The sequence below is a fragment of the Nocardia mexicana NBRC 108244 genome (genome assembly GCF_001613165.1).
Taxonomy (GTDB): Bacteria; Actinomycetota; Actinomycetes; order Mycobacteriales; family Mycobacteriaceae; genus Nocardia; species Nocardia mexicana.
Genome location: NZ_BDBV01000075.1, coordinates 1 through 20640, shown reverse-complemented (window position 1 = coordinate 20640; position 20640 = coordinate 1). Strand labels below are relative to the sequence as shown.

18 protein-coding genes are annotated in these 20640 nt (G+C 68.6%); 10 read left to right on the top strand and 8 right to left on the bottom strand.

Annotated elements, in window-relative coordinates; genetic code table 11:
* Positions 1-3: 3 nt before the first annotated feature.
* From cydB to cydC, 3 genes are all read left to right on the top strand, one after another.
* Positions 4-1074, top strand: a complete 1071-nt coding sequence (gene cydB / locus NM1_RS28200) for a cytochrome d ubiquinol oxidase subunit II (RefSeq protein WP_068026432.1) — start codon at positions 4-6, stop codon at positions 1072-1074.
* Positions 1075-1077: 3 nt separating this feature from the next.
* On the top strand, positions 1078-3312 hold the full coding sequence (locus tag NM1_RS28195; RefSeq protein ID WP_084520128.1) for an ABC transporter ATP-binding protein/permease: 2235 nt from the start codon (positions 1078-1080) through the stop codon (positions 3310-3312).
* Between the two features lie 178 nt (positions 3313-3490).
* Positions 3491-5317, top strand: a complete 1827-nt coding sequence (cydC, locus tag NM1_RS28190; protein ID WP_068026429.1) for a thiol reductant ABC exporter subunit CydC — start codon at positions 3491-3493, stop codon at positions 5315-5317.
* Positions 5318-5855: 538 nt separating this feature from the next.
* Here the strand turns inward: cydC and NM1_RS28185 are convergent.
* The 6 genes from NM1_RS28185 to NM1_RS28160 all read right to left on the bottom strand — a co-directional run bounded on the left by NM1_RS28185 (position 5856) and on the right by NM1_RS28160 (position 10166).
* A complete protein-coding gene (locus tag NM1_RS28185) occupies positions 5856-6590 on the bottom strand; it encodes a heme-binding beta-barrel domain-containing protein (RefSeq protein ID WP_068026391.1) in 735 nt (244 codons plus the stop codon).
* 206 nt (positions 6591-6796) lie between these two features.
* The gene (locus tag NM1_RS28180; RefSeq protein WP_068026388.1) at positions 6797-7102 is read right to left on the bottom strand and encodes a DUF1416 domain-containing protein; all 306 of its coding nucleotides are present in this window, start codon (positions 7100-7102) and stop codon (positions 6797-6799) included.
* A 2-nt stretch (positions 7103-7104) separates the two neighbouring features.
* Entirely contained in the window at positions 7105-7938 is an 834-nt protein-coding gene (locus tag NM1_RS28175; RefSeq protein WP_068026385.1) for a sulfurtransferase, read from the bottom strand.
* A 30-nt stretch (positions 7939-7968) separates the two neighbouring features.
* Entirely contained in the window at positions 7969-8475 is a 507-nt protein-coding gene (locus NM1_RS28170; protein WP_068026382.1) for a DUF4395 domain-containing protein, read from the bottom strand.
* Between the two features lie 309 nt (positions 8476-8784).
* The gene (locus tag NM1_RS28165; RefSeq protein ID WP_068026380.1) at positions 8785-9234 is read right to left on the bottom strand and encodes a thioredoxin family protein; all 450 of its coding nucleotides are present in this window, start codon (positions 9232-9234) and stop codon (positions 8785-8787) included.
* A complete protein-coding gene (locus tag NM1_RS28160) occupies positions 9231-10166 on the bottom strand; it encodes an LmeA family phospholipid-binding protein (RefSeq protein ID WP_084520132.1) in 936 nt (311 codons plus the stop codon). The genes NM1_RS28165 and NM1_RS28160 overlap by 4 nt, the downstream gene beginning before the upstream one ends.
* A gap of 232 nt (positions 10167-10398) precedes the next feature.
* Between NM1_RS28160 and NM1_RS28155 the strand changes: the two genes are divergently transcribed.
* The 7 genes from NM1_RS28155 to NM1_RS28125 all read left to right on the top strand — a co-directional run bounded on the left by NM1_RS28155 (position 10399) and on the right by NM1_RS28125 (position 18240).
* Positions 10399-11154: a winged helix-turn-helix transcriptional regulator gene (locus tag NM1_RS28155; protein WP_068026422.1), complete on the top strand. Its 756-nt coding sequence runs from the start codon at positions 10399-10401 to the stop codon at positions 11152-11154.
* A gap of 61 nt (positions 11155-11215) precedes the next feature.
* Positions 11216-12109 carry a mycothiol synthase gene (gene mshD, locus NM1_RS28150; protein ID WP_068026419.1) on the top strand — a complete coding sequence of 298 codons (894 nt, stop codon included), beginning with the start codon at positions 11216-11218 and terminating at the stop codon, positions 12107-12109.
* 411 nt (positions 12110-12520) lie between these two features.
* The gene (gene pstS, locus NM1_RS28145; protein WP_068026377.1) at positions 12521-13633 is read left to right on the top strand and encodes a phosphate ABC transporter substrate-binding protein PstS; all 1113 of its coding nucleotides are present in this window, start codon (positions 12521-12523) and stop codon (positions 13631-13633) included.
* 92 nt (positions 13634-13725) lie between these two features.
* A complete protein-coding gene (pstC, locus tag NM1_RS28140) occupies positions 13726-14697 on the top strand; it encodes a phosphate ABC transporter permease subunit PstC (RefSeq protein WP_068026416.1) in 972 nt (323 codons plus the stop codon).
* Positions 14697-15599, top strand: a complete 903-nt coding sequence (pstA, locus tag NM1_RS28135) for a phosphate ABC transporter permease PstA (protein WP_068026374.1) — start codon at positions 14697-14699, stop codon at positions 15597-15599. The genes pstC and pstA overlap by 1 nt, the downstream gene beginning before the upstream one ends.
* Positions 15600-15617: 18 nt before the next feature.
* On the top strand, positions 15618-16394 hold the full coding sequence (gene pstB, locus NM1_RS28130) for a phosphate ABC transporter ATP-binding protein PstB (protein WP_068026371.1): 777 nt from the start codon (positions 15618-15620) through the stop codon (positions 16392-16394).
* 202 nt (positions 16395-16596) lie between these two features.
* Positions 16597-18240 carry an MFS transporter gene (locus NM1_RS28125; protein WP_068026368.1) on the top strand — a complete coding sequence of 548 codons (1644 nt, stop codon included), beginning with the start codon at positions 16597-16599 and terminating at the stop codon, positions 18238-18240.
* Here NM1_RS28125 and phoU read toward each other — a convergent pair.
* Entirely contained in the window at positions 18237-18902 is a 666-nt protein-coding gene (gene phoU / locus NM1_RS28120) for a phosphate signaling complex protein PhoU (RefSeq protein WP_068026413.1), read from the bottom strand. The genes NM1_RS28125 and phoU overlap by 4 nt on opposite strands.
* 99 nt (positions 18903-19001) lie before the next feature.
* On the bottom strand, positions 19002-20640 hold a 1639-nt coding region (locus NM1_RS28115; RefSeq protein ID WP_068026365.1), incomplete at its 5' end, for an LCP family protein.

Here is a 20640-nt window from a genome sequence, read left to right as displayed (position 1 = left end):
ATGATGAGTCTGCCCGAATTCTGGTTCTTACTGATCGGCGTGTTGTTCACCGGCTATTTCGTGCTGGAGGGCTTCGACTTCGGGGTCGGCATGCTGATGCCGATCCTCGGCAAGGGCGACGAGACCCGAAAGCGCGTGCTGCTCAACACGATCGGTCCGGTCTGGGACGGCAACGAGGTGTGGCTGCTGGTCGGCGGTGGCGCGATGTTCGCGGCGTTTCCCGAGTGGTACGCCAGCCTGTTCTCCGGGTTCTACCTGGCGCTGTTCCTGATCCTGGTCGGCCTGATCACCAGGGCCTGCGCCATCGAGTGGCGGGGCAAGATCAACGATCCGAAGTGGCGGTTCTGGGCCGACATCGGCATCGGATTGGGTTCGTGGATACCGGCTTTCGCGTGGGGCCTGGCGTTCGCCGATATCGTGCACGGGGTTCAGCTCAACGCCGACAAGCGGATCGAGGGCGGGCTCTGGGGCATGATCACCGGCTACGGCCTGCTGGGCGGCCTGACCACCCTGCTGCTGTTCCTGCTCCACGGCACGGTGTTCGTCAGCCTCAAGACCAGCGGTGACATCCGCACCGACGCCGTGAAACTGGAACGGCTGCTGTGGATTCCGACCACGGTCGCCGTCGCGGCGTTCGGCCTGTGGACCCAGTTCGCGCACGGCAAGGGCTGGACCTGGGCGATGGTGGCGCTGGCGGTGGTCGGGCTGGTGCTGGTCGGTGCCGCGCTCTTCCTGGGTGACGGGAAGGAGCACGGCACGAAGGCCGACGGCTGGGCGTTCTTCGGCACCGCGCTGACCATCATCGGCGCGGTGGTGCTGCTGTTCGGCTCGCTGTATCCGAACGTGCTGCCGTCGAGCATCGATGCGGCCTACAACCTCACCATCGACAACGCCTCGTCGACGCACTACACGCTGAAGATCATGAGCTGGTGTGCGGTCATCCTGACGCCGATGGTGCTGGTCTACCAGGGCTGGACGTACTGGGTGTTCCGCAAGCGGCTCACCACCGACCAGATTCCCCCGTCGATCGGACTGCCCTTCGAAGGGCGCACATCGGCCGCATCGAGGAGCTGAACCGTGGCTCGGCCCGTGGACCCGCGCCTGTGGCGGTACGCCCGCTCGGCGCGACCGTACCTCGTTGTCAGCGTTCTGCTTTCGCTGCTGACCACCGGTTGCATCGTGGTGGCGGCGGTGGCGCTGGCGCGGGTCCTCGCGGGGGTGATCACCGATCCGGGGCGCCGGACCCTCGGCGCCTGGGCTGTCGAGTTGGCGGTGTTCGCGGTCGCGGTGGGCTGTCGCGCGGCGGCGACCTGGTGGCAGTCGCGTCTGGCGCACCGGGCGGGCGCCCGGGTGGTCGCGGAGCTGGAGCAGGCGGTGCTGGCCGCCGGGGCCGACCTGCCGCCACGCGAATTGGACGCGCGCCGAACGGAACTGGCGGTGGTGGTCGGCAACGGGCTGAGCGGGCTGCGGGCGTATCTGGCCGGATACCTCCCGGCCCTGCTGCTGGCGGTGCTGGTGCCGCCGATCGTGCTGGCGGTCATCGCGGCCCATGACCTGACGGCGGGCGCGATCATCCTGGTGACACTGCCGCTGATCCCGGTGTTCATGATTCTCATCGGCCTGATGACGCAGGGACGGGCCGCCGCCACCCTGGCCGCCACCACCCGCCTCTCCGATCAACTACTGGACCTGTTCGCGGGCATGCCGACGCTGCGCGCCCTGGGCCGCGAATCGGCAACGGGCACGGGTGATTCCGGCCATGCAGCGGCCTCTGCCGCGCGGCGGGCGTCGCTCGAGTGGTCGGCGTCCGGAGCGAGTGGCCTGTCCGATCGGGTAGCGCCGCCGGTCGGGCAATGGACTCAACGGGACCGGGTGCGGGCGCTGGGGGAATCGCTGCATGCCCGCACAATGTCGGCGCTGCGGGTGGCATTCCTGTCGTCGATGGTGCTGGAAATGCTGGCCACGCTATGCGTTGCGCTGGTCGCGGTGTCTATCGGTATGCGGCTGGTGTTCGGCAACATGGGGTTGTACGCCGGTCTGCTGGGGCTGATTCTGGCGCCCGAGGTGTATCTGCCGCTGCGGGCGGTCGGTGAGCGGTTCCATGCGGCACAGGACGGGATGGCAGCCGCCGCACGGGCTTTCGCCGTGCTGGAGCCTGCGGGGAAAGCAGGCGAGCCGTCGGAGTGTGCGGGGGCGTCGCGTCCGGCCGGTGCGGGCGGTCGCGACATCGGAGAGGCCCCGGGGGTCATCGAGATTCGCAATCTGACCGTGCGCGGTCGCGACGGCAGCGCGCCCGGCGACCTTTCGGCGGTGCTGCGGCCGGGGTCGTTCACCGTGCTCGCCGGGCCCAACGGTTGTGGCAAATCCACTGCCCTGCAAGCGATCCTGGGTCTGATCGCGCCCGACCGCGGCGAGGTGACCGTGGGTGGAGTTCCGGTGCCCGAGCTGGGTCTCGAACGCTGGTGGGCCCGGGTGGCATGGCTGCCGCAGCGGCCGGTGCTGCTGCCCGGCACGCTGCGCGAGAACCTGGAACTGTTCGGGGCGCGCCCAGAGGCTCCCGCGTCCGGCCCCGCGCGGGTCGTCGGTGACCTGGAGGCCGCCTGCGCCGCAACCGGTTTCGACGCCGTACTCGACGAGCTGCCCGACGGCTGGGACACCCTCGTCGGCACCGGCGGCGTAGGGCTCTCGCTGGGGCAGCGCCAGCGCCTGGCCCTCACCCGCGTGCTCGCCGCCGATCGCCCCGTGCTGCTCCTCGACGAGCCCACCGCCCACCTCGACGATGTCGCCGAGGCCGCCGTCCTCGCCGCCCTGACCGCCCGCGCCCGCGCCGGTGCGACGGTCGTCGTGGTGGCCCACCGCCCGACCATCCTCGCCGTGGCCGACCATGTCGTCGAGGTGCACGCCGACGCCACCGATTCGGATATGACGCCGGACCGGCACGGGGACAGCGGCTCCGGTGCCCGCGTCGCCGATTCGGGTGACATGCCGGATCAGCACGCGGACTATGGCTCCGACGCCGGTACCGCCGCTCCGCGTCACGATTCGGCCGATGCGAATCCGGGTCCGCGGCGGCTCCGTGCCGCGTGGGGTGGCTCGCCGAATACCCCGTCGACCACCGACGGCAAAGCCGGGCGACGGGACGCAGACGAGTCGCCGCGGGTGGGCAGCGGGAATGAGACCGGTTCGGACGCTGCGCAAGACGGCGGCGAAGGCGACCGTCCGAGGCCGCTCGCCGGTCTTCCGTGCGACCGAGAGACGTCGTCTGCCACGGGGCGCCACAGCACCGAAGGCATCCGAGAGGTGGTGCGATGACGAGCGTTGAACGACTTCGGCCGCGTGCGGGTCGTGCCGAGCGGGTGTCACCGCGCGGTCGCGTAGGCAACGGGCAGGGTGGTCCGTTGCGACAGGGGCCGAACGGTTTCGACCGTATGGCGTTGGTGTCGGCCGTCGAGCCACGTGATGCCGCGTGCATGATGCGGGCGGTGCGGCGATGAGAGAGGCGCTGAACGACTTTCGGCGGATGCGGGAGTTACTGGAGCTGTCGCGGTGGCGGATCGCGGTGTCGGTGGGGTGGGGGACGCTGGCGCTCGGGAGCGGGCTGGGGCTGGCGGCACTGGCGGCGTGGTTGATCGCGCGGGCCTGGCAGATGCCGCCGGTGCTGGATCTGAGCGTGGCGGTGGTCGCGGTGCGGGCACTGGGCATTTCGCGCGGGCTGTGCCGATACCTGGAGCGCCTGGCCACCCACGATGTGGCGCTGCGAGCCATGACGACCGCGCGGACGACCGTGTATTCGGCGCTGGCCAGGGCCGATATCTGGACCCTGCGGCGTCGCGGCGACCGGACCCCCGATTCGATGGGTGGGCGAGTTCGCGAGGCGGACCCGGCGCTGCTGCGGCGCGGTGACCTGCTCACTCGGATAGGCAGCGATATCGATGATCTCGGTGCCGTGGTGGTGCGGGCATTCGTGCCCATCGCGGTGGCACTGGTGCTGTCGCTCGCCGCGGTGGGGCTGCTGGGCACCATCTCGCTCCCCGCCGCCGCCGTGCTGGCCCTGGCTCTGGCCGTCGCCGGGATCTTCGCCCCGTGGCTGTCCGCGCGGGCGGCGCGAGAGGCCGAGCAGGCGGTGCGGGACGACCGCAGGGAGTTCACCGCGGCCGCGGTCACGGTGCTCGATCACGCCCCCGAGTTGCGGGTGGCCGGACGCCTCGACGGCGCGCTCGCCGACGCGTCCCGCGCCGGGCAGCGAGCCGTCGCGGCGGAGGACCGCGCGGCCTCGCACAGCGCCTGGGCGGCCGCGGCGACACCACTGTCGATCGGCGTCAGCGTCCTCGGCGCGCTGCTCATCGGAATTCTGTTGTACGGCAGCGGAACCGGCGCCCCGTCCGACCCGCTGCAGCCCGCCCCGCCCGGCGGCATCACCCCGATGGCACTGAGCGTGCTTGTGCTGCTGCCGCTTTCGGCGTTCGAGGCGGTTGCGGTCCTTCCTGCCGCGGTGCAGGCGCTGAGCAACGGTCGTGCTGCCCTGCGCCGGATCGACGAGATCGGGCAGACGGCGAAACTCCGTGCGCGAGAGCGGCGATCCGATATCGACGGCCCCCGGCGGGCGCGGAGTCGGGCGCTACCGGTTTCGGATTCGACGGTGCACGTGGACAGGTCGGCCGGCGGTCCGGTATCCGGCATCGCCCACGCCGATCCCGTTCCGGAACGCGGACCCGGCACCGACGATGTGCGGCAATCGGGGTATCCCGAACTACCCTCGGGGCGGCGCATTGCGGTCACGGGTCCTAGCGGAGCGGGCAAGACCACGCTGCTGATGCGGTGGGCGGGCCTGTTCGACACCCCGCGGCCCGGGATCACCTTCTTCGCCGAGGACGCGCACATCTTCGGCACCACCGTGCTGGAGAACCTGCGCGTGGCCCGCGGCGACCTCACCGAGCCGGAGGCCGAAAAAGCCCTGCGCACAGTGGGTTCGGGGGAATGGCTGGCAGGCCTGCCGGACGGCCTGCACACCGAACTGGTGGGCGGCGCCGCCGCGGTCTCGGGCGGACAGCGCCGCCGAATCCTGCTCGCTCGTGCGCTGGTTTCGCCCGCTCGCGTGCTCCTGCTCGACGAGCCCACCGAGCACATGGATGCCGAGTCGGGCGCCGAGCTGCTGCGGGCCCTGCTCGACGGGCACAGCGGGCTCGTGGCGCCGGACCGGACGGTCGTGGTCGTCACCCACCAGCTCCCGCCCGACCATCGCGCCGACACCGTTGTCGAGGTCGATTCCGAGGGCCGGGCGGCGGTGCGGTCCTCGGCCGCCACAGGCCCGGCCTGAGCCGCGGGACGGTCCGGGCCGCACGACCTTTCGGCTCGGCGGTCGAATCCGGCCGAGTGTCGCGAACTCCTCGGAGGTCCTGGAAATTCCCTCTGACCTGCTGTTCTGCCGCCCGCGAAAATGCGTTGCCGACCGTTCGGCCGCGCACTAGATTGATCAGTACACGGGAAAGGAGGTGGTTCGACGAATGGATATTCAAAGGACACGTGAGGTGGCTGCAAGCTAGGCGCCACCGCTGCAAACGGATTCTCGTTCGCGCGAGTGCCGAGCTGAATCCAAGGCAGCCACCCGGCCCCCGAGCCCCCGGTTTGTCCGACCGGGATCGCGAGAGGTTCACACTTCCGCGATAAGGCTCGGGGGTCGTTCCTTTCCGCCTCTCCGCGTTTTTGCATACAAGTCGTGTGCCACTCGGCCTGGTCACAGGTCCTGCGTCTGTGGGTGGCCGAGTTCTGGGCGTACCCGGCGAGTTACCCATGTACTCGCGAAATCAGTGGCTGCGGTTTCGAAACTGCCAAGGAGCGTGGCACGCGGGCCGATCTCAGCCGATGTAGCGCTGCAGCCGTGCCGAGAGCCGGGGCTTCAGGGCGCCGTCGGCCTCCACGCGCTCCTCCACGTAGCCCAGATCGCCGTTGTCGACGATGCCATACAGGCGCTTGGCGCCGCCGACGACCGCGCCGGACTGGCTGCGGATCACCACGTCGGTCGCCAGCTCCCAGGACGATTGCGTGAGGGCCTGGCCGTAGAACAGCTCGACGACACCCGAGCTGTGCGTGAGCAGCAGCTCGATGACCTCGTCGTCGCCGTCGATACCGACCCGCCAGAAGCCGCTCTCGCGCAGATCGGGGCCGACGTACTTGCCGTCGGAGTCGATGACCCAGGAGCGTGACTCCCAGGCCAAATAGTCGCCGCCGTCGTGGGAGACGATGATCTGCTGGCCGAAGTGGTAATCGCCGCGTTCGGGATCGTTGCCCTCGCCCTCGCCGCGCCAGACACCCACCAGCGGCAGCAGCGCCAGCATGGACGAACTCAGATCGGGACCCTGCCGCAGATTGGCGGTGTCCTCGGGCAGCGGCAGGCCGGGCAGCTGCTCGATATTGCGGGCACCCCTGGACTTCGCCCGCTCGGCGGCGTCGGTGACGGCCTGATCGCCGCTGCGGCGCGCGTCATCGTCGGCACCGCCCCGGCGGGCGTCGCCGTCTTTGCGACCGGTCGGCGTCTCGGGCGCCCCGTTCGCGGTTTCTTTGTCGACGTTCTCGTGCGCCGACTCTGTCACGACTCGGTGAACAGCCGGTAGAGGACGTACAGACCGAACCATGCGATCAGCACGGAGACGAGAACAAGCAGAATCTCGAAGGCAAGGACCACGTTTCGAAGTCTATCGACCCGCGGCCATCGATACGAAAACGGCCCCGGGATTCGATGACTCGAATCCCGGGGCCATGTCGCCAGGGGCGATCCCCGGGCCGTTTCGGATGCGATCTACTTGGCGACCGCGACGTCCACGTTGTGGATGCCCGCGCCCTGCGGCTGCACGGCCGCCGAGCCGTTGCCGGCCGACGACAGCGCCCGGATGGTCCAGTCGCCCGGCGCGGCGAAGAACCGGAAGTCACCGGTGCCCGAGGCGACGACCTCGGCGGTGAACTCGTCACTGGAATCCAGCAGCCGCACGAACGCGCCGCCGACGGGGTTGCCGTCGGCGTCGAGAACGCGACCGGTCAGGACGGTCTCCTTCTCGGTGTCGACATTGGCGGGCAGGGCCTGGCCCTGGGTAGGTGCTGCGCACATATTTATGCTCCCAACTCGATCGGTGCACCGACGAGGGAGCCGTACTCGGTCCAGCTCCCGTCGTAGTTCTTGACGTTCTTGTGGCCCAGCAGCTCCTGCAGCACGAACCAGGTGTGCGAGGAACGCTCGCCGATGCGGCAGTAGGCGATGGTCTCCTTCTCGCCGTCGAGGCCCGCCTCCTTGTACAGGGCGGCCAGTTCCTCGTCGGACTTGAAGGTGCCGTCCTCGTTCGCGGCCTTGGACCACGGGACGTTGATGGCGCCGGGGATGTGGCCCGGACGCTGCGACTGCTCCTGCGGCAGGTGGGCCGGGGCCAGGATCTTGCCGGAGAACTCGTCGGGCGAGCGCACGTCGACCAGGTTCTTGGTGCCGATGGCCGCGATGGCGTCGTCGCGGAAGGCCCGGATCGACAGGTCCTGCTCACCGGCCTTGTAGGTGGTGGCCTCGCGGGTCACGGCGTCGCGCGACAGCGGGCGGCCGTCGAGCTCCCACTTCTTGCGGCCGCCGTCGAGCAGCTTGACGTTCTGGTGGCCGTACAACCGGAAGTACCAGTACGCGTACGCGGCGAACCAGTTGTTGTTGCCGCCGTAGAGAACCACGGTGTCGTCGTTGCCGATACCGCGCGCCGACAGCAGGTCGGAGAACTGCTCGCGGTTGACGAAGTCACGCCGAACCGGATCCTGCAGATCCGACTTCCAGTCGAGCTTCACGGCACCTTCGATGTGGCCCGTGTCGTAGGCGGAGGTGTCCTCGTCGACCTCGACGACGACCACGCCGGGGGCGTTGAGGTTCTCTTCGACCCAGTCTGCGGAGACCAGGACATCGGAGCGAGCCATGTTGTTCCTTTCGGTGTTACTTTGCCGGGGCTAGGTGGGGGAGTTGGTCGGTGCGGCCGACTTGGGGATCAACCGCTGGGCGAACGGGTACAGCAGGCAACCCAGGCAAATGCCGAAGGCCGCGTTCAGAAACGCTGCGAACAGCGCGAAGCCGGCGAAGATCGCGCCGACGACGGTACTGCCGGCGATGAAGCCGACGAAGCTCAGCACCGCGAACACGCCGCCGACCAACTGCGCGAAGCGCAGCGGCGGGACGGGCTCGGTCTCCGGTGCGGGGCCGATTCGTGGGGCGACGAATGTCGCGTACACCCAGCCATAAGGGCTGCGGCGCGGACCGTAGTACGCGCCGAGGCCGAAGACCACCGCCTGCAACGCGATCAGCAGTGCTGCGAGCGGAACGGAGAAGGCCGAGGCGATCAGCACCAGTACGAGGACACCGGTGGTGATCCAGGCGGCGAAGCGCGGGCCGCGGACGTCCACGCGGCCCGCCGGTAAATGCCCGGTCTGGGTATCAGGGGTAGGACTGTTGTGGGACATCGGAGGAACTCCTGCGCTGCATGGGCTTATCTGTCAGGGATGTGTCAGATCACCGGGGGATCGGGAGATCACTCACGCGGTGGGAAAACCGGCCGGCGTCAGAAGAGAACGAAGGGCCGACCGGCTACATGCACAGGCAGCAACAACCGCCGAGGCGGCACAGATCTACTGTGCGGCGTCGGGTGAGCATCAGCTCTCGGCGGGTTTGCACGGGTAACACTTTACCCGCTTCGGCGCGGGAATTGGACCCGGGGCCCGTAACTCGAGTCACTAAACGGCGTTGCGCACGCGTACGCCCCCCCGGGAGCGTCAGGCCGCCGCGGTCAGCGGGGTGATGGCGCTGTGCAGGTCGGTCGCCTTCGGGACGCCGGAGATGCGGAATCGCTCGCGGCCGCGCGCATCGAAGATGAATGTGGTCGGCAGCGACAGCACATTCAGTTCCTTGGCCAGCGCGGGCTCCGCGTCGATGTCGACCTCGATGTCCAACGGCGGCTGCGGCGTATCGGAGAGATCGGCCACGACCCCGGCGACGACCCGGCGCACCGCCTCGCAGGGCCCGCACCAATCGGCGGAGAAGTGCAGCACCGCGGGCGCCGCGCCGGTCACTCCGACGGCGGCCAGCAGCTTGTCGCGATCCGATGCGGCGGCGCCGTCGATCGGCGCGGTAGAGGTGCGCACGCGGCCCGCGCGGTAGCGCAGCAGCAGTCCGACGGCGAGCGCGGCCGCCAGCACCAGCACCAGGATCGTGATTTCCGTCATGGGCGGGCAAACCTGTCCATATCGATCGTCATATTCTCGCCCTCGCCTTCGACGATGATGTTGCCGCCGAGGGCCTCGACCTTCGTCGGATGCACGCCGAACGGCAGGTCCCTGGTGTCGATGGTGCGGGTGAACCGGGCCAGGACCGCGGCCTTGTCCAGGTCGGGACGCGTCGTAGTGGTGCTGATGGTGGTGTCGCTCTTGTCGCGGTACAGGTCCGTGGCGACGATGCGGACCTGGTCGCCGTCGAGCAGCAGATTGACCTTGACGGCGACGCTGACCTTGTCGGAGTCGGTGGTGGTGTTGTCGCTGGCGGTCGAATCGGTGCCGAGGGGGATGGTGCCGGTGAGGATGTAGGCGCCCTGCGTGGTCGACCCCGTGCCGCCGGAGCCGCCGGTGCCGTCGGACTTGTCCGCCGGAGGGCCGGTCAGCTGCAGGTCGGGGATGTTGAACAGGCGGCCGAGCTCGACCGGTTCGATGCGCATGCGACCGGCCACCCGATCCACCGGAACCGACCGCATATTCCCGTCGATCAGGTCGCCCATCGGCAGGTGCACCCCGTTGAGCGTGGTCTCCACCAGGATCTCGCCGGGGATGTCCGGCCGATCGGCGCGCGCCCGGATGTCGACGTTGTGATACTCGCCGCCCAGCGCCTGCGCCAGGTAGGGGAAACCGTGAATGGTGACCTCGGGATCGGCCCGGAGGTCGCCGCCCGCGCGCAGCGATCGCGAGACGCGGTACTCGGAGTACGCCGCGGCGGTGAAGTCGACGACCACGGCGAGCGCGACCACGAGCAGCACACCCACGACGACCTTGCGCGCGGCCCCGCCGCGCCACGACCTTTCGCCGATCGCGGGGTGCGTGGAGAATTCCTCGCCGGGCCGGCGGTCTCGCGCTGCCCGAGCGTCGGGCGTGCCCGGTGAGTTACCCATGTACGCACGATATCGGTTGGCGCCGGACACGGCCGCACGGTGTGCCGCGGAGGATTCCGAAAGCCACGCCGGTCGAGCGGTCGTCGGCGCAGGCGGGGTGCGTCGGTTGCCTGGAATGCGTGGTCATTGGCATGGACACGCTAATGTAGGCACGAATTACCTGTGCGGACGAGCATGAATTCGCGAATGACACCGAGGTTGCCGCGGACATGCCAGATTGGGAGGAGAGCTGGTGGAGCTGCTCCTGCTGACCTCCGACCCGAATCCGGAGTCGGTGTTGCCGTCGCTTGCGTTACTGCCTCACAACGTTCGGCCCGCGCCGACCGAGGTGGCTTCGCTGCTGGAGGCGGGCACCGCGGATGTGGCGTTGGTGGATGCCCGGACCGATCTGGCCGCCGCCCGCGGACTGTGCCGTTTGCTCGGCAGCACCGGGTCCTCGGTGCCGGTGGTCGCGGTGCTGACCGAGGGCGGTCTGGTGGCGGTGAACGCGGATTGGGGACTGGACGACATCCTTCTGCCCGGCACCGGTCCCGCCGAACTGGATGCGCGGTTGCGACTGCTGGTGGCGCGCAACGGCGGCGCCGCCAGCCCCGAGAACACCGGCAAGATCACCCTCGGTGAGCTGGTGATCGACGAGGGCACCTACACCGCGCGCCTGCGCGGCCGCCCGCTCGACCTCACCTACAAGGAATTCGAGCTGCTCAAATACCTCGCCCAGCACGCCGGACGGGTGTTCACCCGGGCCCAGCTGCTGCAGGAGGTGTGGGGTTACGACTTCTTCGGCGGCACCCGCACGGTCGACGTGCACGTGCGGCGGCTGCGCGCCAAGCTCGGCAGCGAATACGAGTCGCTGATCGGCACGGTCCGCAATGTCGGCTACAAGGCGGTGCGCCCGTCGCGCACCAGCGGCAAGGGCGAGCCGACCAATTTCCCCGACGACTCGGACGGCCCCGAGGAGGACACGGGGGCCAACGGTCCGGTCGCGTGATCGCGACGAGCAGGAGGTGGCCGCGGTGAGTGACCGCGCGGATACGCACGACGGGCAGGCGCTGACGGGCTGGGTGGACGAAATCCCGGCCGATACCGCGCGGCAGATCGGTGAGGTCCTCGAGCGGGCGACAGCCGCCGACGGCGTCGCGCCCGTGTCCGAACAGGCCGTGCTGTCGCTGACCACTCCGTCGCCGGCGCGCCATCTCGTGGCGGCGCTGGACGGCGAGGTGCTCGGATACGCGAATCTCGTTCCGGCCCACGGTGAACACCCGGCGATGGCCGAGGCGGTGGTGGACCCGCGGCAGCGCGGGCGCGGCATCGGCGCCACGCTGGTATCGACCGTGCTGTCCGGCGGCGGAACCGGTGCGCGGGTATGGGCGCACGGCAACCTGGCGCCCGCCAAGGCGGTGGCCGGGCGGCTCGGACTGACCGTGGCTCGCGAGCTGTGGCAGATGCGCAGGCCGCTGGCAACTCCCGAGCTACCTGAGTTGGCGGTGCCCGAGAACGTCGTGCTGCGCACCTATGCCGGACCCGAGGACGACGCCGAGCTACTGCGGGTCAACAACGCCGCATTCGACTGGCACCCCGAACAGGGCGGATGGGGCGAATCCGATATCGCCGTGCGCCGGGAATCGTCCTGGTTCGATCCGAAAGGCCTGTTCATCGCGGTCGACCCCGCCGATCCGAGTCGAATGCTGGGCTTTCACTGGACCAAGGTGCACACCGACGAGGAACCCCCGGCGGGCGAGGTCTACGTGGTGGCCATCGATCCCGCCGCGCAGGGCCGCGGGCTGGGCCGACTCCTGACCCTGGCCGGACTGCACTACCTGCGCGACCGGGGCCTGCGAGAAGTGTTGTTGTACACCGAGGCCGACAACACCGCCGCCGTGCACACCTACACGCGTCTGGGCTTCGAGACCTCGCACGTCGACGCCGCCTACGCCGCGCGCTGAGCATTTCGACGGCCTCACACATTTCCCGGCGCGTCGACCACCTCACGGATTTCTCGGCGCGGCGGCCACCCTCACGGATTTCTCGGCATGTCGGCCACCCTCAGATTTCCCGGCACGTCGGCCACCCTCAGATTTCCCGGCACGTCGGCCACCCTCAGATTTCCCGGCGTGCTCTTGGCCGGGATGACGCGAGTAACACTGCGGCAAATGTCACATCCGCTGGGTCCAATCGCGCCGGGTTGTTCACCCGCCGTTCACTTGGCCAGGTCCAACTGTCAACCGGCCGAACCTACGTTACTTATGGGCAGCATTCGCTGCCTGGTGCGCAAGTTCGCTGCGAACGGCCACCACACGGCACCCGTCCGGTTGTTGAGGGACCGGGCGTGTACTAAGCGATTCCCGGAGGAATAGGTGAATCTCAAGCGCAATGGCGCTCTGCTCGGTGTGCTTGCCGCAGCCGGAGCGCTGACCCTGACGGCCTGTGGCAGTGACGACAACACCGCTCAAACCGCGGGCGCGGCCAAGGTCGACGTTGCCTGTGGTGGCAAGAAGGCTCTGAAGGCCAGCGGCTCGTCGGCCCAGAAGAACGCGATGGACCGGTTCGTCGCCGCTTACGAGACCAACTGCGACGGCTACACCCTCGACTACACGTCGAGCGGTTCCGGCGCCGGTGTGAACGAATTCATCGGCGGTCAGACCGATTTCGGCGGCACCGACTCGCCGCTGGATGCCAAGAAGGACGAGCCCAACAAGGCCGCGGCCCGCTGCGGTTCCCCGGCGTGGAACCTGCCCACCGTGTTCGGTCCCATTGCCATCACCTACAACATCGACGGCGTGGGCGACCTGGTGCTGGACGGTCCGACCGCGGCCAAGATCTTCAACGGCACCATCACCCGCTGGGACGACGTGGCGATCAAGGCACTGAACCAGAAGGCCAACCTGCCGGCCGAGCCGATCCGCGTCATCTTCCGCAGCGACGAGTCGGGCACCACCGACAACTTCCAGAAGTACCTGGACTCGGCCTCCAACGGAGCCTGGGGCAAGGGTGCGGGCAAGGCGTTCACCGGCGGCGTCGGCGAGGGCGCCAAGGGCAACGAGGGCACCTCGGCGGCGATCAAGAACACCAAGAACTCGATCACCTACAACGAGTGGTCGTTCGCCAAGTCGCAGAACCTGTCGGTCTCGCAGATCATCACCGATGCGGCGGTCAAGCCGGTCGAGCTGAACGTGCAGTCCGCGGGCGCCGCCATCTCGGCGGCGAAGATCAGCGGTCAGGGCAACGACCTGGTCATCGACACCACCTCGTTCTACAAGCCGACCGACCCGGCCGCGTACCCGATCCTGATGCCGACCTACGAGGTCGTCTGCTCGAAGTACAGCGACCCGGAGACCGGCAAGGCCGTCAAGGCGTTCCTGACCTCCGCGACCGACAACGGCCAGAAGGGGCTCGACGAGTCCGGCTACGTGCCGATCCCGGATGCGTTCAAGACCAAGCTGACCACCGCCATCAACGCCATCTCCTGATTGCGTAGCCCCCAATGACCGTGCACGACGAAGTCACCGCCGCGGACCGGTCGGACTCGACCGGCCCGCGGACCGGCGGAGATACTGCCACTATGCCGAGTGAACCCAGCACCGAACCGGCGCAACGCGGACGCGGCGCCCACAGCGCCCGGGCGGAATTCATCTTCCGTTCGCTGGCCACGGCCGCCGGCGCGACCATCGTCGCGGCCATCGCACTGATCGCGCTGTTCCTGTTGATCCGGGCGGTGCCGTCGGTGGCGGCGAACAAGGCCAACTTCTTCACCAGCGCCGAGTTCAACGTCACCAACGCCAACGACATGCATTTCGGCATCCGCGACCTGTTCATGGTCACGGTGCTGAGTTCGCTGCTGGCGCTGGTGATCGCCGTGCCGTTAGGCGTCGGTATCGCGCTGTTCCTGACGCAGTACGCGCCGAAGGTGCTGGCTCGCCCGTTCGCCATCGTCGTGGATCTGCTGGCGGCGGTGCCTTCGATCGTGTTCGGTCTCTGGGGTTTTCTGGTGCTGGCGCAGCAGCTGGCGCCGTTCGAGGAATTCCTCAACGACAATCTCGGCTGGTTCTTCCTGTTCAAGACCGGCAACGTGTCCATCAGCGGCGGCGGCACCATCTTCACCGCCGGTGTGGTGCTGGCCGTGATGATCCTGCCGATCATCACCTCGGTGAGCCGCGAGGTGTTCAACCTGACCCCGCGGGCGCATATCGAGGCCGCGCAGGCGCTCGGCGCCACCAAGTGGGAGGTGGTGCGGATGACCGTGCTGCCCTACGGCCGCAGCGGTGTGATCGCCGGTTCGATGCTCGGACTGGGCCGCGCGCTCGGTGAGACGATCGCGGTGCTGGTGGTGCTGCGCACCGCGGCGACGGCGGGGCACTGGTCGCTGTTCGACGGCGGATACACCTTCGCCTCCAAGATCGCCTCGGCCGCTTCGGAATTCAGTCAGGCGCTGCCCACCGGCGCCTACATCGCCGCCGGCTTCGTGCTGTTCGCGCTGACCTTCGTGGTCAACGCGCTGGCGCGCATCGCGGCCGGCGGGAAGGTGAACGGGTAATGGCGACAACGACTCTCGACCGCCCGGTCAAGGCCCCGGCGTTCCGGCAGATCAGCACCGGTCGTCGCGTCCGCAACCACGTCGCCACCGCGGTCATGTGGCTGTGCTTCGCGATCGCGCTGATTCCGCTGTGCTGGGTGCTGATCCTGGTGCTCAGCAAGGGCTTCGACGCCGTCACCAGCAGCAACTGGTGGGGTAATTCGCAGAAGGGCGTGCTGCCCGACCAGTACGGCGGCGGCGTGTACCACGCCATCTACGGCACCATCGTGCAGTCGGCCGTGGCCGCGATCATCGCGGTGCCGCTGGGCATCATGGCCGCCATCTACCTGGTCGAATACGGGCGGGGCTGGCTGGCCCGGACCACCACGTTCATGGTCGACATCCTCGCCGGTGTGCCCTCGATCGTCGCCGCGCTGTTCGTCTTCGCGCTCTGGATCGCCACCTTCGGCGCGCCGCAGAGCGCCTTCGCGGTCGCGCTGGCGCTGGTGCTGCTGATGCTGCCGGTGGTCGTGCGCAGCACCGAGGAAATGCTCAAGCTGGTGCCGGACGAGTTGCGCGAGGCGTCCTACGCCCTGGGAATCCCGAAGTGGAAGACGATCATTCGGATCGTCGTGCCGACCGCGCTGCCCGGCATGATCAGCGGCATGCTGCTGGCGGTCGCCCGCGTGATGGGCGAGACCGCTCCGGTGCTGGTGCTGGTCGGCTATTCGAAGTCGATCAACTCCAACCTGTTCGACGGAAACATGGCGTCGCTGCCGCTGCTGATCTACCAGGAGCTGGCCAACCCGGAGCCCGCCGGTCGCTGGCGGGTGTGGGGCGCGGCCCTGACCCTGATCCTGATCATCGCGCTGCTGTATCTCGGGGCGGCGGTCGTCAACAAGCTGCTCACCCGGAACCGATAGAAGCGAACGGAATACGACATGGCCAAGCGGATCGACGTCAAAGATCTCAACATCTACTACGGCAAGTTCCATGCCGTCGGCGATGTACAGCTGACCGTGCTGCCCCGCAGCGTCACCGCCTTCATCGGTCCGTCGGGTTGCGGTAAGTCCACCGTGCTGCGCTCGCTCAACCGCATGCACGAGGTGACTCCGAATGCGCGCGTCGAGGGCGCGGTGCTGCTCGACGGCGAGGACATCTACGGCTCGCAGATCGACCCGGTGGGGGTGCGCCGCACCATCGGCATGGTGTTCCAGCGTCCGAACCCGTTCCCCACCATGTCGATTCGCGACAATGTGGTGGCCGGGCTGAAGCTGCAGGGCGTGCGCAACAAGAAGGAACTCGACGAGGTCGCCGAGCAGTCCCTCAAGGGCGCCAACCTGTGGAACGAGGTGAAGGACCGCCTCGACAAGCCGGGCGGCGGCCTGTCCGGCGGTCAGCAGCAGCGTCTGTGCATCGCGCGGGCCATCGCGGTGTCGCCCGACGTGCTGCTGATGGACGAGCCGTGTTCGGCCCTGGACCCGATCTCCACGCTCGCGATCGAGGACCTGATCGCCGAGCTGAAGAAGGAATTCACGATCGTCATCGTCACGCACAACATGCAGCAGGCCGCGCGCGTGAGCGATCAGACCGCGTTCTTCAACCTGGAGGCCCAGGGCAAGCCGGGCAAGTTGATCGAGATCGATGAGACGGAGAAGATCTTCTCCAATCCGGCCCGCAAGGAGACCGAGGACTACATCTCGGGGCGCTTCGGATAGGCCATCCAGGCAACAACTCTCACGACCCCGGTCCGATTGGGCCGGGGTCGTTTCGTGTGCACCGACTCGCCTGTGCTCCAGGCCACATTCCTGTGCCTGGTGTTAGCTGGGTCGTCTCCTACCACGGTCGGTTGTATGCAACTTGGCGTAACGGATACCGTTCGAGCCAACTAAACCGATCGTTATAGGTAGGAGGCGTCGGATGGCGGTATCAACGGCGAGCCCGCACCCCGGGCTCCGCGCGGCACCGGGGGTGCGGGTACGGGTGCTGGCCCTGCTCGCGATCTGTCTCGCGGAACTGCTCGTGGTGCTCGACAACACCCTGGTCAATGTGGCGCTGCCGTCGATGGCGGTGCAGCTGCAGGCGCGCATGAGCGGGCTGCAGTGGATCGTCGACGCTTTCACCTTGGCGTTCTCGGGCCTGCTGCTGGCTCTCGGACATCTCGGCGACCGGTTCGGGCGGCGCCGGATCATGATCATCGGCCTGGTGGGCGTGGCCGTCATGTCGACCGTGGGCGCGCTGTCGGCGACGCTCGGGCAGGTGATCGCGGCGCGGGCCGGGATGGGTGTTTTCGCGGCCGCGGTGTTCCCGGCGACGCTCGCGTTGATCATCAATCTGTTCCCCGAGGCCCGGGCCCGCGCCGGGGCCATCGCGCTGTGGACGGCCATGGCAGGCGTCGCGGTCGCGATCGGGCCGGTAACCGGAGGTTGGCTGCTGCAGTACTTCAGCTGGCATTCGGTGTTCTGGATCAACGTGCCGATCGCGCTGATCGCCATCGTGGCCGTGCTCGTCGTGGTGCCGGAGTCGCGGGCCGAGCACACCGGGCGCCTGGATGTCGTCGGCATCGTGCTGTCGCTGGTGGCGGTCACGACGCTGGTGTGGACGATCATCGAGGCGCCGAAATACGGCTGGCTGGCGGGGCGCAGCATGACCGGCTACGCGATCTCGCTACTGCTGCTGGTGGCCTATATCGCCTGGGAACTGCGGGTGGAATCGCCGGTATTGGACGTGCGGCTGTTCCGAATTCGACGGTTCTCGGTGCCCGCGCTGGCGATCACCGTGTCCTACTTCTGCGCCTTCGGCTTCCTGTTCCTGATCACCCAGTACTTCCAGGGTGTGCGGGAGTTCAGCGCACTGGAGTTCGGGATCCACTCGCTGCCCTTCGCCGCGGCGGTCGGGCTGGGCGCACCGGCCGCGACCCTGGTGGCGCAGCGCATCGGCACCACCGCGACGATCCTGTTCGGCCTGGTGCTGCTGGCGGCGGGCATGTACATCGCGGGCGAGGTGAAGGTCGAAACCCCTTACCTGGGACCGGTTCTCGTGTCGATGGTGCTGATGGGGATCGGCTTCGGCGTGGTGCAGGGACCGGCGACCGCCTCGATCATGGGATCGGTTCCGGAAGCGGAGGCCGGTGCGGGATCGGCGGTCAACGACACCACGCGCGAGGTCGGCGGCACCCTGGGCGTCGCCGTGCTGGGCTCCATCATGACCTCGATCTATTCCGAACGGGTCGGGGCCCGCATCGATGCGATTCCGGCCGCGATCATGAACTCCGATCAGAAGAGCATCGCCCGCGACACCCCGATCAGCGTGATCGAGATCGTCAAGGCGCCGATCAGCCCGTTCTTCGCCAAGCCGAAGGCCGACCTGGTGCACGCCATGAAGGTCGCGGCGCTGGAGGGCTCCCAGGCGGCCTCCCATCTGGCGGTGGGAGCGCTGGTGGTGTGCGCGATCCTGGTCGCGGTGCTGCTGCCCTGGAAGCCCGAGCGCGGCGTCTCACCGCTGCTCGCCTGGCGGAAGGGCGGCGATACGGAGTCCCAGGCGGACCTCCGCATCCGCTCCTAGAGGTTCTCGGCGTCCGGGTCGGGCGGCAGCTCGCCTGTCACCAGGAAGACGACCCGGCGGCCGATCTCCACGGCGTGGTCGGCGAAGCGCTCGTAGTAGCGGCCCAGCAGCGTGACGTCGACCGCGGCGGCCACCCCGTACTTCCACTCCCGGTCCATCAGCAGCGTGAACAGGTGGCGGTGCAGGTCGTCCATCGCCTCGTCGTCCTGGTTGAGCTGCGCGGCCCGCTCCGGGTCGCGCGTCTCCAGGACCTCCTTGGCCGCGGCGCCCATATTCACCGCGATCCGGCCCATCTCGGCGAAGTAGCCGTTGACGGCCTCCGGCAGGGCGTGGTTCGGGTGGCGGCGCCGGGTCACCTTGGCGACGTGCAGCGCCAGCGCGCCCATCCGATTCACGTCCGCGACGATCTGGATGGCGCTGATCACCTGCCGGAGGTCGCCCGCGACCGGCGCCTGCAGCGCCAGCAGCGCGAACGCCTTCTCCTCGGCCTGCGTGATCATCTCGGCGATCTGGTCGTGCTCGGAGATCACCTGCTCCGCGAGCGGCAGATCGGCCTGCAGCAGCGACTGCGTCGCCCGCTCCATCGCGGAGCCCGCGAGACCGGCCATCTTGCCCAGCATGTTGGCGAGATCGGCCATTTGTTCGTTGTAGATGACACGCATGAAACCAAACATTAGTTCCCAGCGCTGACCAAGTCACGAACGGTGGGTGAACCGTCGGTGTTGCCCGGAGCTAGCGGAATCGCGCAGGTGGGCAGGCGCTCACTTGCAGGTGTCGTCGGCGGCGTTGACGTGCTCGAGATCGGACGGGAGTGTGGCCGGGGTCTCGCCCGAGGCGCCCGTGCTCGGGGCGGTCGGAACCTCCGGCAGCGGATTGCCGAATGGTGTCGGCGCCTTCACCGTGCCGGAGAAATCGGAGCCCAGCGCGACCTCCACGATGCTGCCCAGTCCGGAGGCGGCCTCCATCGTCGCGCCGGGGATCGCGGACGCGACCGTCGCGGCCTCGGCCTCGTGCCCGGCCGAGTAGCGCACCCGGGTGGTCGGGATCGTGCCGCCCGCGTAGTTTCCGGTGCTGTAGATCTGGAAGCCCTGGTTGGACAGCTTGGTCGCGGTGGTGTTCGCGAGGCCCGAACTGCCCGAGCCGTTGGAGACCTGCACCGACATCGTGCTCGGATCGGTCGCGGTCAGCTGCTTGGGCGCGGGGGCCGGAGCGGCGGCCTTGCTCGGCTCGGGCGCCTTCTTCTCGCCCGGCAGCGGCTGGTCGTCGATGACCGCCTGGAACATCTCCTTGATGTCGGATTCGCGGGGGATCTCGTTGCCGTAGGAGGTGGTCCCCGCGGTGGGCACCGTCAGGAAGGTGATCGCCCCGGCGTCCACCTTCTGCAGCGAGCGGCCCAGCATCAGCAGGTCCTTGGTGCCGACGCCGTCCATGAAGGCGCTGCTGGAGAACGCGTTGATGAAGCCGTTCAGCTTGCCGACGTCGAACAGCACCTTGCTCGACAGCGCGCCGCGCAGCAGCGAGGACAGGAACAGCTGCTGGCGGTGGATGCGGTCGTAGTCGCTGCGCTCTTCGCCGGTGACGTGGCGGGCGCGCACGTAGTCCAGCGCGGTCGGACCGTTGAGCACCTGTTTGCCCGCATTCGGCAGGATGGTGCCGAGCTCGTCGTCGACCAGGGGCTTCTTGGTGCAGACCTCGACACCGCCGATGGTGTCGACCATGGAGGAGAAGCCGTTGAAGTCGATGCCGACGAAGTGGCCGATGCGCAGGCCGACCAGCTTCTGGATCACCTTGGTCAGGCACTGCGGCCCGCCGAGCGCGTAGGTCGCGTTGAGCTTGTCGCCGTTGGCCGCCGGGAACTGGACGCCCGTGCCCTTCGCCTTCTCGTTGTCCCAGCCCTCGCAGGCGGGCCGGGTGACGTCGAGGTCGCGCGGGAACGACACCGCGACGACGCGCTGCCGGTTCTCGGGAATGTGCACCAGCATGACCGTGTCGGCGCGGGAGCCCTCGGCGTCCTCGGTGGTGCCGGCGCCGACATTGCCGTCCACACCGGCGCGGGTGTCGGTGCCGACGATGAGGAAGTTCTCGTCGCCCAGCTGGCCGCCCGGATCGACGATGTCGTCGGACTTCTCGTCGAGCGCGGAGACCTGGGTGAAGCCGTTGTCGGTGGCGCGCAGGTAGTTCCAGCCCACACCGGTCATCACCAGCGCGAGCACGGCGGCGAACGCGGTCGACGCGCGGGCCGCGAGCCGCAGCCGCTGCTGGCGGCGCCGCTTGCTCATGGCCAACCGGGACAGCGGCTGGGCGCCGACGGATTTCGGCCGGGCCGCGGCGGCGGACCGATCGACCGGCGGCTCCGCCGGGGACTCCGATTCCGGAACCGGAAGCTTGTCGGTGGCGGGG

Coding starts and splice junctions, on each gene's coding strand:
- NM1_RS28160 (WP_084520132.1), bottom strand. CDS start 10,166: ATGGGTAACTCACCGGGCACGCCCGACGCTCGGGCAGCGCGAGACCGC.
- cydB (WP_068026432.1), top strand. CDS start 4: ATGAGTCTGCCCGAATTCTGGTTCTTACTGATCGGCGTGTTGTTCACC.
- pstA (WP_068026374.1), top strand. CDS start 14,697: ATGGCGACAACGACTCTCGACCGCCCGGTCAAGGCCCCGGCGTTCCGG.
- pstB (WP_068026371.1), top strand. CDS start 15,618: ATGGCCAAGCGGATCGACGTCAAAGATCTCAACATCTACTACGGCAAG.
- NM1_RS28165 (WP_068026380.1), bottom strand. CDS start 9,234: ATGACGGAAATCACGATCCTGGTGCTGGTGCTGGCGGCCGCGCTCGCC.
- cydC (WP_068026429.1), top strand. CDS start 3,491: ATGAGAGAGGCGCTGAACGACTTTCGGCGGATGCGGGAGTTACTGGAG.
- phoU (WP_068026413.1), bottom strand. CDS start 18,902: ATGCGTGTCATCTACAACGAACAAATGGCCGATCTCGCCAACATGCTG.
- NM1_RS28175 (WP_068026385.1), bottom strand. CDS start 7,938: ATGGCTCGCTCCGATGTCCTGGTCTCCGCAGACTGGGTCGAAGAGAAC.
- NM1_RS28180 (WP_068026388.1), bottom strand. CDS start 7,102: ATGTGCGCAGCACCTACCCAGGGCCAGGCCCTGCCCGCCAATGTCGAC.
- NM1_RS28125 (WP_068026368.1), top strand. CDS start 16,597: ATGGCGGTATCAACGGCGAGCCCGCACCCCGGGCTCCGCGCGGCACCG.
- pstC (WP_068026416.1), top strand. CDS start 13,726: ATGCCGAGTGAACCCAGCACCGAACCGGCGCAACGCGGACGCGGCGCC.
- NM1_RS28170 (WP_068026382.1), bottom strand. CDS start 8,475: ATGTCCCACAACAGTCCTACCCCTGATACCCAGACCGGGCATTTACCG.